Here is a 17,298-nt window from a genome sequence, read left to right as displayed (position 1 = left end):
TTTCTTGTATATATGTGAAACTATTTTTGTATAGTTTTTGGAATTATCCCTTATTTTTCATTACTTGCAAACGAAACAAAATTGTGGTTTATGGCTGGATACAAAACAATAATGAGAACAGGCAGCATTTATAATACAAATTCTGACGGTGTGCCTTTCTTCACGGATGTCTTTGAGGTGGAAAGCATGGAATACTCTTTCGACAGAGGGATCAGCGATAACGGAAAACCTTCCACTCCTATCATTGGCGGTATGGTTACCGTTGCATTCAGGGGATTTCCTCCCCAATATCTTCATAAATGGATTCTTGGAAGTGAAGAAAGGTTGAATGTGCAGCTGGAGGTCTTGGACCTTTCGGAAACAAGAATACCCGAAGAGACATTGCAATTACTAAATGTTGCCTGTATTGCAATGAAGTTTTCTTATGAAGGGTTTGGCAAACAAGGTCTTGTCACAACCATACTCACATTGCAAGGTGAAGATGTTACATTAGGCTCGGACTCTCTGTTTTATGAATGGCAGGAAAGTCGGGATAAACCGCAACGGACAGCAACCATATTCAACTCGACCTATAATGCAGACAAGGCAATTCCCATTGTTGTTGACCCATGTATCAAGGCATTTATGGAGATTGACGGGGACAGAGAACTGAATTCGTATAGTCTGGACTCTTTCTCCATAGAATTTATGCAACGTGTGAATCACAAAGGAGAACCCGCATGGGAAGAGAAAGGAGGATTGTTTTCCATATCACTGAACCATCCTTCAAATTTTCTGTTCAACCATTGGGCTATGTATAAATACAAGCAGCAACACTCCGGTTACATCATTTTCAGGAATCCTGACGGGCTGTCCAGTGCCGTTCTTTCCATTCGTTTTGAGAACGCATATTGTATAAGCTATAAAAAGTCCGTATCAACTGCAACCGATGGAATCCTTTTGGAAATGATTTTCACACCAGAGTTCCTGAAGTTCGGAAATATAGATTTCAATAATGGTAAATGGGCAGAAGAGTGATATGGAACATAAGAATACAAATGACAAGAATGAATACCACTTCCAGCTGCCGGAAGTGGTAGTGAAAGGTAAAATGCCGGGATGGATGCGCAGGCAATTGGGTATGGTGCTTCACCATAATCCTGCATTGTTTAGAAAATGTATGAAAAATGCCACTTCATTAGAGGAAGAACAGTTTTATTTTAATCTGGCTTTCAATGCGGCAAGGGAAGAAGCCAGTCAACAGTTTGTTCAAGCCGCTTTGACGGCAGCAGGGATTATTTCCGCCATATCCACCGCAGGAGCTTCACTCGGTTTTACTTCCTTGGGAAAGGTTGGTGGCAGATTATGGGGAAGTTCTGTTTCCCATAATGCAGCCTTGACATCACGGCTGACAGCAGCTATGAAAGATATTGGCACTAAAGGAGTGCGTACAATTTCAAATGCCATAATGAGAAATGCTCCAGGACAGCATACATTGTCAAACATTACAGCAAAAATGCTGTACCCAAAACATACAACACTGAAAATGATACTGAAGGAAGGAGTGGGTAATGCTTCTTGGCAGTATGGTACTAATGTTATTTATAATGCATATTTTAAAGATATGGGTTTTAGAGAAGCAGGAAAAAAGGCAGTAAGAGAGATTAATTTTGTTGAAGTAGGTGCTAATGCGTTAGGACTACCTCTTGGTTTTAGTTCTGCTATATCAGCAGCCTTTGATTACAGTATAGAAAAGCAAGAAAGTGTTTTTGATTCAATCTCAGCTGAAAAATTTCTTATAAATTGGGGATTGGGATATGCTTTCGGAAAAGTGGAAAGTAAGATTCCTTTTGAGATACAGAACAAAAGAGAAATAATTCTTTCAGTAGGACTGAATACGGCAACCCAAATTCCACATTTAACAGAGACAGCAATGCAAACGGTCTATCGAGGATTGAGATTTGGGGAGATCTTAGATCAAGGGGCTATAAAATTGGGGACTTCATTAACCCAAGAATATTTTCAGAGCAAGATTGATATTATTTTTCCAAAAACTAATAATAAAGAAACAAATGGGAAATAAGTATATAAATTGGATAAAGGATAATTGTTGGATAATAGCAGGTATTTTACTAGCTGGAAATATTATTTACGTCTATTTTTCTGATAAATATTACTTTTATAATTCTCAAAATGTACGTTATACTATTGCCAAGTATAAAGATACCAATTTTCTGGTAGGAAAAAATCCCAAAATACAATATGATTTTTCTTATGAAGTAAATGGAAACAGCTATAATACTTACACAAGAGCAACTCTAAGCAATTATAATCTTGAGGAAGATAGACTACTTATTAAATATTCAACAAAAATGCATGGAGCAGGAATTGTTGTAAAAACAGTTGTTCCTAAATGGGTATTATCCCCTCCCAAAGACGGATGGAAACAGTTCCCTCCCGACATAAACTGGAAAGGTGCTGAGCTGGATACAGCGTATATGAAGAAAATGAATATAGAGATACCATGATTGGTAGTGCCGTTCAGCTTTTCAGCTGCACGGCACTTGCCCATTTGTCTGTCATGACCTGCTCATATCGGTTCAGCTTTTCATAAAGTTTGCCCAATGTTTTTCACCTATATCTTATGACCATTAATTTTGGCATCATTCTTTTCAAAGTACCGCCGATTAGGGAAAGGGAAGCTTCTTCTTTGCTGTCAGTAGCATAACTTTTCAGGGATGGCATTCACGCTCTTATCTTTTTTTCCCACGTTTCTGTAAAAACTCCTGTATTTCCGAGCTTCTGTAGAAGTTTTTCCCGTTATCGTCCGTCTGGTAATAACGGATCAGCCCTTTTTCCCTGTAACGGGCGACTGTCCGCAATGACACGTTTAGCAGTTTGGCAATGTCATAGTTGTCCAAAAGCTCGTCTCCGTTCAGGCAGTCCTTCACGCGTCCCATCCTGTCCAGTTTCTTTTCTATACGGTCAAAACCTTCCACTATGGTCATTATCATTTTTTCAAGCACTTCATTGTCTATATACATCATGGCAATTTTCTCCTGTCTTTTTAAAGGTTATTACTGGAATACCCTTTTCTTGTGCGCACTTTCAAGAGTATATGCCATGTTCAGTGAAAAATGTATGCCACATTATCCGTTTATATTGGACGGGGAATTATATAATGCTGCAAATCAATAAAATACAGATATAAAAATAGTATAGGGGAAATTGAAATGTAAAAATTCGAGGTGTAAAATTGTAAAATCCGAATGTAAACTTTACAATTTACAGGTCGTCAGACCTTCTCCGGATCAGGACTGATAGATGGCGTTTCCATACCAGGCGTTTTACTTTTGCCGGCGAAGACATCTGAAAGGTACGGGCAAGAAATACAGCACCTTCCACTTTGGCACCGGCCCTTTCCAGATTATGGGCGTATTCCATCAGGCTGGATCCGCTGGTCAGCAAATCATCGACAATCACCACGCGCTTTCCGTACAGATCGTTTGACATCATATAGTTGGCGGTATTTATTTCAGAGCGTTTTTCTGAGGCGTGTTTACACTCCCTGCTTTCCGTAATGCATATTAAATCCAGTCCTGAACGGACATAGCCATGCGTTTCCAGAAAACTGGCAATACCTGAGAAACGTCTGTAATAGCGGTCTGATGTGCTGCACGGCATAAACATGGCAGTAATATCCTCATCAGTGGAAAGAAGCAGGAATGCTTGTGAAAAATATTCCGTACAGCTGTCTTTTCCATCCTTGAAATCATATACTTTTTGCACGAATGCCAACTGGTCATCACAAAGCCAACTTTCAAAGCGTTTGGGAAAATAATAGCCGGCAAACACGCAGCGAATGCTCCCGAATGAGAACAATCGCAACGGACGGACTTTATCAAACAGCTCAGGACAAGTCAGCGCATATAGCAGCGGTGCATGAGGATTTCCTGCTATGATGGCTTGACGTAGCGGTTTCTCCCTGTCTTCCCGCTCATCGTAGGCTGCTGCATATTGGCATAGCACCTTGCCGCACTTTTTTCTCCAGTATTGTCCGTATATCCAGAGAACGATAGCCGCTAGTAATAATGTTGCATTGATTATCAGTTCCATATTTCCTGTTTTTTTATTTTCGGACAGATTGTCCGGGATAAAAATACTGTTTTTCCGGTAAAGAAACAGACTTTTAGCCATTCTTTTACTTTGCTTCCCCAAACAGAGCGGTCTCTGACATCTGATGACATCTGATGCCGTTTGATGACATCCTTTTGCCCACGACTTTTACTTCCCGTATTTTCGTGCCGGACAAAAAAAGCAGAGTTTATGGAGTTTGTATGTATCGAAGCTAAGGCATTCATGGAAATGAATGAGGCTTTGGAAGCCGTTGAAAAGAAAATGCGTGAAACATGCGGAGGAGGCATCTGTAGTATGGATGACTGGATTGATAACCAGGAAGCGTGTATGCTTATGAATGTCTCGCCCCGAAAGCTGTTGCAACTTCGGAGAAGCAGGATTATCCCTTACAGCCATATAGACCGCAAGGTATATTACAGGCGTCAGGATATTATACGTTATTTGGAAAACAGTATTCACCATGTAACCCCCGAATCCTTATGACTCAATTCATACTGACTAAAGAAAGCCCTGAGATTATACGTTTTTTTCGGAACATAAGCACCCTGTCCAAAATGCTGGATGATCAGGAAAAAAGCCTTCGTCCGGTCCTGAACGGAGAGCGTTACATTACCGACAGCGAGTTGGCGGAGAAATTGAAGCTGACACGAAGGACGCTGGCTGATTACAGAATGAACGGCAGGTTGCCCTATTACAAAGTAGGAGGCAAATTATTATATAAGGAAAAGGACATTCTTGTTCTGTTGGAAAAAAACAGGGTGGAAACATTTGATCATTGGTAATACCCGTTTCCAAGTATCACGACATAAACATAAGAAAGTCATGGAAACAATAAAAAGAGAGGGTTTCATGGCTTTCTTATTACAGAACCGGCAGATTATAAGTTTTTTTATTTTGGAATCATATATCGGTCAGCATTTCTATTTCTTACATGTAAAGGTAGCCTTTTGCTTCTGATGCGCAAGGCGGTCCTTCGGACTGGTTGGCTGAAAAAATCATCCTCGCTTCGCTGCGGTATTTTTTCGCCAAGCCTTGCACTATCAGAGCAAAAGACAAATGTCTGACATGTAAGAGATAGAAATACCGGCTTTGCCAAAGCCGGAAATGTTTAATCACAAAATAAGAAAATTATGATTCAGACAACAAACAAGTATAGCAAAGAAACTTTCATCCGCCTGAACTACTGGTATGATCGGATACACGGACTTGTACAGGAAGATATAGATAAAGTGAATACCATGGTGGAACACATCGAAAAGACACGCTCCAGCCGGTATCCACGAACAGGAGACAACCTGTTCTTTGTTTCCGGTTATGGTGAGCGTTCCCGGCTGTTCTTTATAGATGCCGTATATGGAGATAACATTATACTCCGGGATTTTTCCTGTGTTCCATTCGTGTCCCGTGACAAAGAGGGTATCAAATGCGATATGCATGGCGGTGAGTGTCTGTTGGTAAAGGCAGGCGATGTAAGGTTCAAGGCATGGACTACCAGCCGTTTCAAGCATTGGGGCCATTACGGAGCATGTGAAAACGGGGAGGTTTACTACGATGCGAAAATAGCCCTGTGGGAGTGTGGCGCACCTGAACAGCCGGAAAGCCGGGAATGGTTCAAAATCCATATTCGCAAAAACACCCGGCCGGGCGAGGATATGTACGTCGGAGAAATATCCTGCAAGGATGAGGATGGACTCAAACAGTTTGTCAACGACCATGAAGGTAGCATATTCGCAGAAGAGGATTCTCAGGAAATGGTCATGCTGTGTTTCAGGCATTCCGACATGAGGATTTCCCCGGAAGAATGGGAAAAGATGGATTGTCCGGTATCCATGCGTGAGATATACGGACAGATGCATGAAGTAAAGATTGTAAAAGACCATAAAACGCATCTGACCACATTCTACTATTAACATAGTATCGCCACATGAAAAATCACCCTTGTTTTCTTCTGCCACATATGACAGGAAGGAAACAAGGGTATATCATAAGGCAGTCTTTTCAAAACTTCTATTAGATATGGAGCAGATTGTTCTTCCCGCACAAATATTCATTCAGATCCTTATATCCGGAATATTCATGCGAAAAATCGCATAAACGGATTCCGTATTTGTCCTTTAGTGCCTGCACCGCATTTTTCCCGGCGGTATCATTATCCAGACAGCAACGGATGCCGTCATATTGTGAAAGGAAAGAAAAAGCCTTCTGTAAGTTACTGACAGAATTCAACACTATATAATCCCCCTCTTCCAAAGATGGAAAAGCCGGTCTGAAAGACAGAAAATCCATAAACCCCTCAAAAATATAGCAAATCCTGCTTTCCGGCGTGCTAATGATGCGACTGATGTCCTTGGGAGCAATACAAGCCTTGAAATACCTGTTCCTGATTTCGTACCCTCCGGAAATATTAGGGAAAGCGATGGCAAAATAATTCTTCCCATTCCGTTTAAAATGGGCTTCCCTGCATATTTTTCGGGCAGTTTCCAGATCGATGCACCGTTCCTTCAGATAAGTAAGCAGTATCCGGTTGGCAAGAGGAATGATTTTCAGATCTTGAAAGGCGGGATATGCCTTTTCAAACGGACAGGAAACAGTAACCGGTTTCAGTACGGCTCTTTTATCCTCAATACACTGTAGTACATAACCTATATCTTGTGTCCGATAAATCTCCTTGGCCAACGTTATAATGTCCCCTCCCTTCCCCAGACCGAAATCATACCACAGTTCCTTATGGAGGTCAACCTTGAAAGAGGACTCCTTTTCCGTCCTGAAGGGCGATTTGTACCATACGCTGTTCCCACGCTGTATTACCGGCTTGTATCCGAATCCGGCTAAAAAATCAACAAGCCTGATGTTCTTTGCTTCTTGTATGTTCATGGCATCTCATTTTCAAGGGTTAGTTCACTATTAATACACGACAAAGAACCGCTTTATATCCGAAACATAAAAAGCAGTGTCATCAGATGTCATTAAAAGTCATCAGATGACATCCTGTATATCCTTTTTACATGAATGGCTCAAAAACTTTTCTGTTTTGGCATGCACACCTCCTTCATGCAGCAATGCCGCAAAGTATGATAAAGGCATGAATTATAAGTAAAACAAAACTGTACAAAATAATATTTATGGAGAAGTTATGACATTCTGAATAGTATCTGTATATTTGTAAAATCCAATAACACATAATATATTTGAATGGTATAATCTGTAGACATTATATCGAATAAGGTTTTAGGATATTGATAACCAATAGCCCTGTTTCTTTTCTGTATAAAATACAGTGGAAATTTAAAATGTTGACTGCCGCTTTACTATAAACTATTAATTTAAAAAAGTATTTATGAACAACATGAAAGATTTGATTGCGTTATTTGACAACCACAAGATTTATGATACGGATATATGGACAAATGTCCTTATTCTATTGGTGTTTACAGATTTGTATTTAGGTGTGTGTTGTCCCCAAAAAGAACCTGGAATTACGTTTCAGGATTTAACTCTAATAAACCTGATTCCATTCGTAATATTAGGTATTGTCTGTATTTGGACTGTGAAATTTTTTACTTGTATCCTCTTTGCATTATGTACACTAGCAGTACCCTTAATTGGGAATTATATTTTTCTATTTAATAATGAAGAAGTTTCGATATTTACGTTGAAAGAATATGCAATGAAAACCAATAATACTGTGATTGCACAAATTGTAAGCGATATAGAGATACAAAAATCAAGAAAGGTAAAGAGTGCTTTAGGAAAGGTGGGAGCTATAATCTTATGTTTAGTAGATCTCTTTGCAGGTGCCTTCATGCCCAAGTCAGTTCCAAACTTTTTGGCGCCTAGTGAAATAGTCGTCATTTGTATTTTTGCTCTTTTAGTGCTTTTGGTTTATTCATGCAAAATAAAGATTCAAGGGGTATATCTTTCTAATGATTTGCGAAGCAAAATTTCCAACTTTAAAGTCAACACCCCAAACAATAAATAAATTCTTAATGCATTTAATTAAGCACATGTTTTTATTTTTTTTCTCTTGTTGAAAACTATAATTAAAAGGAATGAAAATATTTGCAGAAATCGAACCTGTGTATTATATTTGCAGTGTCAAAGAGACAAATTCTGTCAGATTAGTAAAGAAAAACAATGAATTTAGCGTAAGGCCAATTCAATGGTTTTCATAAAAGATAAAGCAAAAAGGTACAGTCACTCAAGGAGTTAGAATAAACCGAAGCAAAAGGTTCGATTCCTGGTGGCACCACCAAAGAAAGTACATAACTTTACTTAAAAGCGCATTAGGCAGGTAATTACATATGTAATTACCTGCTTTCTTTTATATCTTTCCTATCAGTATTTTTAGATATTTGTCAGTTTGGCTTATATTTAAAGTTCAACTAATTCCCGGATTATGATGGCCACTATCCTGCCTGCCGAAAAATTCCGGGATAGTATATGGTGGGGTAAGAGTTTTTCGTTATCTTTGCTCTCTACATGATAAAACTGATTTTATTTTCCTGTTAACCATTAGGATCATAAGATATACCTTCTTGATGATTTCTTTAAGTAAAAAATGAGAATTAATGAATATGAGAAATTTGTTTTTGACTTTAGCTTTTGGTCTATGTTCCGGCATATTCGCCCAAAATACGACAGTTTTTGAATCTCCTATTATGGGGTGGAGCTCATGGAATACCTATCGGGTTCATATCAATGACACCTTAATAATAAGACAAGCGGATGCTATGGTGCAGAAAGGGTTGAAAGAAGTGGGCTATTCCTATGTGAATGTAGATGACGGTTTTTTTGGATGGCGGGATGAAAGAGGAGTGATGCAAACACATCCCGAACGTTTTCCGAACGGATTGAAGGGGGTGGCTGATCATATTCATTCTTTAGGATTAAAAGCCGGCATTTATTCGGATGCGGGAAGCAATACTTGTGGTTCTATCTGGGATAAAGATATGAACGGAATAGGTTCCGGTTTGTATGGACATGAATTTCAGGATGCCACGTTGTATTTTAAAGAGTGGGGATTTGATTTTATCAAAATTGATTATTGCGGAGCCGGTCAGGAATTGAATTTGGAAGAGGAAAAGCGATATACAGAGATTCGTCAGGCTATAGATAATCTGGGTTGCGGACATGTTTCTATTAATATCTGTCGATGGGCTTTCCCGGGTACTTGGGCTAGAAACATTGCTCGTTCATGGCGAATCAGTGCGGATATCCGTCCGGAGTGGGGATCAGTAAAGTATATTATCAATAAAAATCTTTATCTGTCTGCCTATGCGGGAGAAGGTCATTATAATGATATGGATATGTTGGAAATAGGCCGGGGGCTAAAGCCTGAAGAGGAAGAGGTGCATTTTGGAATGTGGTGCATCATGAGTTCACCTTTGTTGATAGGATGTGATCTGACAACCATTCCGGAGGCGTCATTAAAACTGTTGAAAAATAAAGAACTGATAGCTTTGAACCAAGACCCTTTAGGATTACAGGCATACGTAGTTCAGCATGAAAATGAAGGGTATGTGTTGGTGAAAGATATAGAACGGAAGCGTGGTAATGTACGTGCGGTTGCTTTATACAATCCTTCGGACACGATTTGTAACTTTACAGTTCCGATGAATATTTTGGAATTAGGAGGAAAAGTTAAGGTACGAGACCTGATGAAACAGCAGGATTTACCGGAGATAAAAGGGGGTGTTCTGAATCGGGAATTGCCTCCCCATAGTGTGCTGATTTTACGTATGGAGTCCGAAAAGAGGTTGGAACCGACTGTTTATGAAGCGGAATGGGCTTATCTGCCTTGTTTCAATGATTTGGGAAAGACTCCGAAAAGCATCGTATATGTTCCGTTACATGAAGCATCCGGAGGCATGAAGGTAAGCTATCTGGGAGGGCGAAAAGAGAATTTTGCAGAATGGAAAGAGGTGTACAGTGAGCAAGGCGGTAAATACGAAATGACTATCCGCTATGTGCCTAAAGCAGACCGTAAGCTGGAAGTCTGTGTGAATAATGAAAAAAGGATTCTTCTTGATTCGCTGTCGGCGGATGAAACTCAAAAAATAGCTTCGATTACTGTTCCGGTGCATTTGAAAGCAGGGTATAATAAGGTACGTATGGGAAGTTCATTTTGCTGGGCTCCGGATATTGACTGTTTTACTTTGAAAAAAGTAAGTGAGTAAGCTGAGAAGATCTATCCTCTTGAAGTACTACTTTGATAAAGAGTAAGAATATGAGTGTAACAGATGTCACCCGTGAGGAATTGTGGGCAAAGCAACATTTGTCTTGCAAAAACATAGATTATGCAGTATGGGAACGGGATAAATCCATGCTCCGGAAGTTATCTAGAATCAATGGCGGCTGTTCTTTCGTGGTGGATGTATATAAAGGATGTTATGCGTATGCTTCTACGGGTTTTGTCGATTGGTTGGGATATGACAGGCACAAGATAGAAACATTGGAAAAACAGGGTGATTATCTGGAGTCGCGTATTCATCCGCATGATCGTTCCCTATTGGAAGACTTGCAAGTCAGGCTGGGGAAGTTCATTTATAACCAGCCTTTGGAACATCGGAATGACTATTGTAATGTATATAGTTTTCGTATACTCAATGCTCGTGGTAACTATGTGCGTGTAACAAGCAGGCATCAAGTTTTGGAACAGAGCCATGACGGAAAAGCATGGCTCATTATAGGGAATATGAGTATGGCCCCCGGTCAGAAAGAATCAGAACAGGTGGAATGTACTGTTCTGAATCTGAGAAATGGAGAAATGTTTTCACCCGGTGTGGTGATAATGAATCCGGTTGTCAGTCTTACCGGACGTGAAATGGAGATATTACGCCTCATCCAACGAGGATTCTTAAGCAAAGAAATTGCCGATAAATTATGTATCAGTATTTATACCGTCCATATTCACCGGCAAAATCTGTTGCGTAAGCTGGGAGTACACAACTCTTTGGAGGCGATACGCCTGGGACAGGAGTCGGGGCTGTTAAGCTGATTGCCCGATTTCATCGGGTTAAGGCATCCATTCCACTACTCCCGTAATAGGATGCTGCTTTCTCCATTCCTTAAATCCGCTATAATCCCGTACCCCATCTCGGAGGACTGCCTGATAATATTCCACTCCGATAATCTTCTCGGTTTCCGGTGTCTCATATTTTAACCTTAGAATAGTTTCCCGTATTTCATCGGTCATAATTTCCGAAATGCGTTGGGCTACCTTTTCAAAATAACCGTCATAACGTGAACCTTCCCGGATGTGAATCATATCCATCTGCCAAAGTTCGTTTTCTTCATTCTGATACCATGCATGCCATTCAATACAGGCTTCAGAGGTATGCAGTAGATTGGCACATTCTATTCTTTTGATAGACGGATTCTCTGCTAGTCTGGCCATTGCCAGAAAACTGTCCGCTAGGTTCAAGGGTGATGAATAAATATGGAAATCAATGTCCCTATGTTTCATCAGTAACCCTGTTCTGAGTGAACCTACCAGATTAATTTTTGCACCGGCATCTTCCCATATCTGGATGATGTTCGTGTTTTTGATAACTTGCCAGGCTTTCTCCTGATTCTGTTTGGCAATGTCGAAAATATTCATACGCTATCTTTTATGGTGAGTTTGCAAAAGTAGAGAAAAGCTTTCAAACTGAAGATAGTTATAAATAACTATTTATTGCCGGAATGAATCGGGAGAAAGGGTGTGGCAAGGAACTTAGTAATGCTTCCTTTTCAAGTAAATGACAGATTGTATTCCTAACATGATGACAAACAGATATTCTGTTGTCATATATACCGCTAGAGGTGCATATATACAGTGGCTCAGCCAGTAAAGATAAAGAAGATATACCATAATGGTAACCATTTGAAAGATAAAGGCAATTTTTGTCTTTCCGGTTCCAGTGACAGCACTGATGTAAACATATCCGGGCACTGCGAATACATAATTAAACAGCATAACGATGAAAGGGGGGACAGTGTGTTGCACCAGTGTTTCATTGTTGGTGTAAAATCTGATAATCCAATAATTACAAAGCAATGCGATTCCTACCAGTGGAAGACCGATGGCATATCCCATTTTGATGATTTTGTGGCAGATAGGAAAAACACCTTTTCGTTGTCCAGCTCCTACAAGATTGCTTACCAAGGAACTGTTGGTGGTTCCTAAAGAACTGACAATCACAAAAAAAAGGGTGGAAACGCTGCGGGTAATGTTGGATACGGCCAGTTCCATCTTTCCTAAATGTTCGATGGCGACGAAGAACAGGAACCATGGCGCCATGCTGATAAAAGAATGCAGCATGCTCCATACGGACAGGTAAAACAGTCTTTTCAATAGTTTTCCATCAACTACCGATTGTAGTCCATATTTGTTTTTATCAATCTTTCTCCACATATAGACAAGGAGAATGATTAAAGATACCATTTCTGCCAGCGTTGAGGCTATTGCCGATCCTGCTATCCCAAACTTTAAGGTAAATATCAATAGATAATTGAAAGGGATGTTGATAAGTACGGCTGCTATTGCAGACCAAGATAAGGTCCTGGTCTTTGTTATTCCCACAAAAAAAGCCCGGAGTGCCAGAAAGGGAAATGAAAATAAAAGTCCGAAACTGCGCCAGTCCAGATAGTCCGTTATAGCCTGATAGATTTCCGGTGAGGTAATTAATTGTTTCAAAAGGAAGGGGGAAAGGCCCTGTATCAACAAATATAAAGAGAGCGCTAGTCCGGAAAGGAAAAAGAGTCCTTGAAAGAAGGTACGTCCTGTCTCGGCATAGTTCTGTTCTCCATTCCTGCAGGCAATCATGACTTGCAGCCCTATGCTGAAACCGAAGCCTAGCATATAAGTTACCAGATAATATATTCCTGCTAAGGCAGATGCGCCAAGTTCCACTTCACCGACATGGCCCAGAAAGACGGCATCGGTAATATTGATTAATTGCTCCATTAAAACGCTCATCATTATGGGAAAGTTGATGAGCCATATTTGTCTATATGTATAATTCATTGTTTAACTTAATGTATACACCATGCTTATGCACTTATCGGTTTGGGGATGGTGCATAATCTGTATGAATTGATAATAGGGGTATAAAACTCTGTAACGAATCTTGTTTAAGATCCGTCAGAATAGCTGAATAGCTTGGGGAGGTAGTGCTATTTGTTGAATGTAGCTATATACAGAGTTGATGTTTCATTAGTTAAACAATTGTGTTTTGCAGGTTAAATCAAATCTCCTGGTTCGGCATAAATTTTGTATTCGCTCTCTAGTCCCTTGAAATCTTTTCTGAGGAGTACAATTTTAGCTTTGGGGGTAAGCCAAATGTTTAGTGGAATGGCATTCTCTTCTTGAAATGAAAATATAGTGCTGAATTCTTTTCTCAAAGATTCGTCTGAGGTTGCGGTATAATTAGGTAATGAGAAAAATGAATTTATGTAGTCATACAGTATCTGTTTACTTTTTATAGATCCCCCTTTTTCATATTTCTCACTTCTAGCATACAGCACAACAGATGGAATACCTTGATGGATATGAGTCTGTGTACTCAGATGATATTCGTCTAGATTATTTGCATAGCCTGTGATAAAACTGGAGTCGGTTACGTCTTTCCAATTGAAAGCTAGGAAATCTTTTTTATTTGTGATATCAATGGATATTGTATCACTACTATAGATTATTTCATTGTTTTTGTAACCTAGCAGATAAGTCTTGTATGTGCCGGGTGAGTAATAAACATGTGCCCATTTGAAGAATGTTGTTTCCACATATCTGGCGTAATTTGAATGACTGAATACTTTAAAACTATTTGGGGAATGAGATGATTTCCACACTATGGAATCATACACTTCGCTTAAACAAGGTGCATCTTTACCAAAATCAAAAGATTGGTAGAACACAATAGGAGCAAATATGTTTTGAGAACTTTTTTCTGCTTCTAATATAATTTTTATGTCTTTATTTTCTGTTTCTTTATTTTTGTCACCATCCATATCGGCCTCTTCTTTGGAGCAAGACAAAGCAAAGAAGGTAAGTAGCAAACAGTAGAATCTCTTTTTCATATTGTTTCTGAGGCTTGGTAAATAGTTCTGTTTGTAATGTCGAAAACAAAGTTAGCAAATATATTTGATAATCTTAGCTCTATATCCTATATTTTATTTCAGACTGATGATTTGATAATCAAAATTGGTAAAAAAGAGACATTTACAGAGACTCGAAAGGTTCCTGCACATACCTCATATACTCCTCATAGTCTATATACCTTCCACCCATTGACTTTAAGTGTGGTGTCTCAAATTGACAATCTATCAAGGTCCCTCCCAATTCTTGAAATGTTTGTGCCAGATAGATAAGCGCCAGTTTCGACGCATTAGGAACCAAAGAAAACATACTTTCACCAAAAAAACACTTTCCCAAAGTGACTCCATAGAGCCCGCCGACCAGGCAAGATTCTTCCCATACTTCCACACTGGCTGCAAAACCTTGTTCATGCAGGCGGGTGTAGGCTTTCATGATATCCTCTCCCAACCATGCTCCCGCTTCTTCCATCCGCAGATTACCGCAAGTTTGAATCACTTCATGAAATGCCTGGTTAAAACTAACTCCGTATCGTCCTTTGTTCATAAGGGTACGCATGGAGTGGGAAATGTGAATTTCGTTAGGGAAAATCACAAACCGTTTCAGGGGACACCACCATTGTATCTGTTTTTCACGGAAAGCATACCAGGGAAATATGCCATTGGAATAGGCAAGGATGAGGCGGTCTACAGAGAGGTCACCACCCACAGCCAATAGTCCGTCCGGCTCGCCATAGTAAGGGTCGGGGAAAACAAGTTTTTGAGTTAGTTGAAAGACCATAATGTTTTTTATTTGTGTGATTCATATACTGTCTCCTGTAGGGACTGACTCGTATGTATGCCCCTACGGAGGAGTTACCGGTTTCATTTAGGCTTGTTGCTCTTTGAGTACTTGCAAGCTCAATTGTCCGTTCTCTACTGTCACTTCCACTTTGCCTCCCGTTTTTAATGTTCCGAATAGAATTTCACGCATAAGCAGTGGTTTCAGATGCGAGGCAATTGCCCTGTCCATTTCTCTGGCCCCATATTCTTTGGTAAAACCTAGCTTCAGCAGATGTTTATAGGCTTCCAGGCTGAGTTCCATTTCTACATGACGCGCCGACAGCTTGTTTCTCAGTTCGCCGAGCTTTTTGTTTAGGATGAGGGAAGCCATTCCGTAATCCATATCATGGAAAACAACTGTTGCAGACAACCGGTTGATAAATTCAGGCTTGAAAGTTTTCTTAACTTGTTTCAACATTGCCTCTCCAGCAGCAACCTGTCCGCCGAAACCTATAGAGGCTTGGTGTGCGAATTGCGCTCCGGCATTGGAGGTCATGATAAGTATCACATGACGGCAGTCCGCTTTTCGTCCTTTGTTATCCGTCAGTACGGCATAGTCCATAACTTGCAGCAGAATATTGAACACATCGGGATGTGCTTTCTCGATTTCGTCAAGCAGTAACACACAATTGGGAGTTTTGCGGATAGCATCTGTCAGCAGTCCACCGTCTTCATAACCTACATATCCGGCAGGTGAGCCGATGAGTTTGGCCACTGTATGCTTTTCCGTATATTCGCTCATGTCAAAGCGTTGCAGGGCGATACCTAGTTCGGAAGCCAATACTTTGGCTACCTCTGTCTTTCCCACACCGGTGGGGCCGACGAAGAGAAGGCTTGCCAGTGGTTTGTTTTCGTCCAGTAGCCCGGCTTTGGCCATTTGTACGGCTTCCACCACTTGGCAGACAGCTTCTTCCTGACCGTATATCTTTGCACTGATGCGTTCATGCAAGGTTTCTAATGTGGCATTGTCTTCTTCCTTCATGGCAAGTACATCCACTTTACAGATACGTGCCAGTATATCGGTTATCAATGCTTTGTCCACCGTTTGTTTTTCTGTATCTGTGGGGTGGATCTCACGATAAGCACCGGCTTCGTCTACCAGGTCTATGGCCTTGTCGGGCAAGAAACGGTCGCTGATGTACCGTGCGGCGGCTGTAACGGCATACGCTATCACTCCTTCTTCATAAATCACTCCGTGGAACGTTTCGTATTTTTCTTTTAACCCTTCCACTATGTGGATGGTTTCCTCGATTCCCGGTTCTTGTATGTCAATCTGTTGGAAACGCCGTACTAATCCTCTGCTACGCGAAAAATAGCGGTTGAATTCTTCGTAAGTAGTGGAGCCGATAAATCGGATCTCTCCTCCTTCCAGATAAGGCTTGAGCATATTAGAGGCATCCATCGAACCGTCTCCCGTCCGTCCGGCGCCTATCAGGTTATGTATTTCATCTATATATACAATGGCGTGTCCTTCTTTCCGTATTCCTTCCATAATGGCTTTCAGCCTTTTCTCGAACTCACCCCGATATTGTGTACCGGCCAATAAGTTGCCTAAATCCAGCTCGTAGATACGACAACCTGTGAGACGTTCGGGAACATTGCCTGCTTCTATACGTGCGGCCAGTCCGTAGGCCAGTGCGGTTTTTCCCACTCCCGGTTCGCCCACGTGCAGAGGATTGTTCTTTTCTTTGCGGCAGAGAACCTGAATGGTGCGTTCCAATTCCACATCCCTGCCTATAAGCGGATTCCGGTCTTGCAGGCCCTCGTTGAGGCAGGTAACATAGTTACGCCAAGGCTCGCTTTTCTCTTGCTCAGAGGAAGTTTCCTCTTGAAACTGATTCATGTGCTCGTAATTTGAAATGAGGGTGCTGAAGAATTCCGGCATATCTTCGCCCACTGTTTTTTTTAACAGATAGCCAGCCCATGAATCTTCCAGTTGAAGCATTCCTTGTACCAGATGAGGAACATCCATTTCTTCTGCGCTTGAATGGCTGATTGTCATATAGGCATATTGCAGCAGCTCGGAGAGTTGACCTGAAATTTCCAATTCATATTCTATTTCTTGAGGAACTCGTTCCACTTCTTTTGACAGATATTCGGAAATGGACTGGGACAGTTCTTCCGGGGTACAAAAACACTCTGCCAATGCTTTTTGAAAAGGAACTTGTTTCAGCAATGCGCTCAATAAGTGTTCGGGCGTGATAAATTCATGCCGATATTGCATCGCTTGGCTCTGCGCAGAAGCGAAAGCGTAGTTCACCGAATCGGTATTTGGTATATCCATAT

Annotated in this window: 17 protein-coding genes and 1 pseudogene; 9 read left to right on the top strand and 9 right to left on the bottom strand. The window is 40.7% G+C overall.

The window, feature by feature from the left end; genetic code table 11:
• Nucleotides 1-90: 90 nt before the first annotated feature.
• Genes tssD through GKD17_RS19345 form a run of 3 tightly spaced genes read left to right on the top strand, consistent with a single transcriptional unit; the run spans nt 91 to nt 2,507 of the window.
• Nucleotides 91-1,017, top strand: coding sequence for a type VI secretion system tube protein TssD (gene tssD, locus GKD17_RS19355; RefSeq protein ID WP_007832832.1), 927 nt, complete (start codon nt 91-93; stop codon nt 1,015-1,017).
• A gap of 1 nt (nt 1,018) precedes the next feature.
• A complete protein-coding gene (locus tag GKD17_RS19350; RefSeq protein WP_032935701.1) occupies nt 1,019-2,062 on the top strand; it encodes a hypothetical protein in 1,044 nt (347 codons plus the stop codon).
• The gene (locus GKD17_RS19345) at nt 2,052-2,507 is read left to right on the top strand and encodes a hypothetical protein (RefSeq protein WP_007832841.1); all 456 of its coding nucleotides are present in this window, start codon (nt 2,052-2,054) and stop codon (nt 2,505-2,507) included. The genes GKD17_RS19350 and GKD17_RS19345 overlap by 11 nt, the downstream gene beginning before the upstream one ends.
• 13 nt (nt 2,508-2,520) lie before the next feature.
• On the opposite strand, the pseudogene GKD17_RS23635 reads toward GKD17_RS19345, so the two are convergent.
• The 3 genes and pseudogenes from GKD17_RS23635 to GKD17_RS19335 all read right to left on the bottom strand — a co-directional run.
• A pseudogene (locus GKD17_RS23635) lies at nt 2,521-2,703 on the bottom strand (NYN domain-containing protein); the annotation flags it as partial.
• Between the two features lie 29 nt (nt 2,704-2,732).
• Nucleotides 2,733-3,026 (bottom strand): helix-turn-helix domain-containing protein, encoded by a 294-nt coding sequence (locus GKD17_RS19340; protein WP_007832842.1) that lies wholly within the window; start codon nt 3,024-3,026, stop codon nt 2,733-2,735.
• A 238-nt stretch (nt 3,027-3,264) separates the two neighbouring features.
• Nucleotides 3,265-4,095: a phosphoribosyltransferase gene (locus GKD17_RS19335; RefSeq protein ID WP_170272840.1), complete on the bottom strand. Its 831-nt coding sequence runs from the start codon at nt 4,093-4,095 to the stop codon at nt 3,265-3,267.
• A gap of 210 nt (nt 4,096-4,305) precedes the next feature.
• Between GKD17_RS19335 and GKD17_RS19330 the strand changes: the two genes are divergently transcribed.
• From GKD17_RS19330 to GKD17_RS19320, 3 genes are all read left to right on the top strand, one after another.
• Nucleotides 4,306-4,599 carry a helix-turn-helix domain-containing protein gene (locus tag GKD17_RS19330; protein WP_004288683.1) on the top strand — a complete coding sequence of 98 codons (294 nt, stop codon included), beginning with the start codon at nt 4,306-4,308 and terminating at the stop codon, nt 4,597-4,599.
• Nucleotides 4,596-4,898 carry a helix-turn-helix domain-containing protein gene (locus tag GKD17_RS19325; RefSeq protein ID WP_007832848.1) on the top strand — a complete coding sequence of 101 codons (303 nt, stop codon included), beginning with the start codon at nt 4,596-4,598 and terminating at the stop codon, nt 4,896-4,898. The genes GKD17_RS19330 and GKD17_RS19325 overlap by 4 nt, the downstream gene beginning before the upstream one ends.
• A 348-nt stretch (nt 4,899-5,246) precedes the next feature.
• Complete coding sequence (locus GKD17_RS19320) at nt 5,247-6,026, top strand: DUF4121 family protein (protein ID WP_007832853.1); 780 nt, start codon at nt 5,247-5,249, stop codon at nt 6,024-6,026.
• A 100-nt stretch (nt 6,027-6,126) separates the two neighbouring features.
• Here the strand turns inward: GKD17_RS19320 and GKD17_RS19315 are convergent, their stop codons facing one another.
• Nucleotides 6,127-6,990 (bottom strand): toprim domain-containing protein, encoded by an 864-nt coding sequence (locus tag GKD17_RS19315; protein WP_007832855.1) that lies wholly within the window; start codon nt 6,988-6,990, stop codon nt 6,127-6,129.
• Between the two features lie 463 nt (nt 6,991-7,453).
• Between GKD17_RS19315 and GKD17_RS19310 the strand changes: the two genes are divergently transcribed.
• The 3 genes from GKD17_RS19310 to GKD17_RS19300 all read left to right on the top strand — a co-directional run bounded on the left by GKD17_RS19310 (nt 7,454) and on the right by GKD17_RS19300 (nt 11,113).
• Nucleotides 7,454-8,095 (top strand): hypothetical protein, encoded by a 642-nt coding sequence (locus GKD17_RS19310; protein WP_007832856.1) that lies wholly within the window; start codon nt 7,454-7,456, stop codon nt 8,093-8,095.
• 589 nt (nt 8,096-8,684) lie between these two features.
• The gene (locus tag GKD17_RS19305; protein WP_007832857.1) at nt 8,685-10,292 is read left to right on the top strand and encodes an alpha-galactosidase D; all 1,608 of its coding nucleotides are present in this window, start codon (nt 8,685-8,687) and stop codon (nt 10,290-10,292) included.
• Between the two features lie 50 nt (nt 10,293-10,342).
• Nucleotides 10,343-11,113, top strand: coding sequence for a LuxR C-terminal-related transcriptional regulator (locus tag GKD17_RS19300; RefSeq protein ID WP_007832858.1), 771 nt, complete (start codon nt 10,343-10,345; stop codon nt 11,111-11,113).
• An 18-nt stretch (nt 11,114-11,131) separates the two neighbouring features.
• Here GKD17_RS19300 and GKD17_RS19295 read toward each other — a convergent pair whose 3' ends face one another.
• The 5 genes from GKD17_RS19295 to GKD17_RS19275 form a co-directional block, all read right to left on the bottom strand.
• Nucleotides 11,132-11,716 carry a hypothetical protein gene (locus tag GKD17_RS19295; protein WP_007832859.1) on the bottom strand — a complete coding sequence of 195 codons (585 nt, stop codon included), beginning with the start codon at nt 11,714-11,716 and terminating at the stop codon, nt 11,132-11,134.
• A gap of 114 nt (nt 11,717-11,830) precedes the next feature.
• Nucleotides 11,831-13,123: an MATE family efflux transporter gene (locus GKD17_RS19290; RefSeq protein WP_007832860.1), complete on the bottom strand. Its 1,293-nt coding sequence runs from the start codon at nt 13,121-13,123 to the stop codon at nt 11,831-11,833.
• Between the two features lie 215 nt (nt 13,124-13,338).
• Nucleotides 13,339-14,175: a hypothetical protein gene (locus GKD17_RS19285; protein WP_007832862.1), complete on the bottom strand. Its 837-nt coding sequence runs from the start codon at nt 14,173-14,175 to the stop codon at nt 13,339-13,341.
• Between the two features lie 142 nt (nt 14,176-14,317).
• Complete coding sequence (aat, locus tag GKD17_RS19280) at nt 14,318-14,971, bottom strand: leucyl/phenylalanyl-tRNA--protein transferase (protein ID WP_007832864.1); 654 nt, start codon at nt 14,969-14,971, stop codon at nt 14,318-14,320.
• Between the two features lie 87 nt (nt 14,972-15,058).
• Nucleotides 15,059-17,296, bottom strand: coding sequence for an AAA family ATPase (locus GKD17_RS19275; RefSeq protein ID WP_007832866.1), 2,238 nt, complete (start codon nt 17,294-17,296; stop codon nt 15,059-15,061).
• Nucleotides 17,297-17,298 lie beyond the last annotated feature (2 nt).

The organism is Phocaeicola dorei, from assembly GCF_013009555.1.
Lineage (GTDB): Bacteria > Bacteroidota > Bacteroidia > Bacteroidales > Bacteroidaceae > Phocaeicola > Phocaeicola dorei.
The sequence above is the reverse complement of the archived record's forward strand: the minus strand, read 5'-3'. Positions and strand labels throughout refer to the sequence as shown.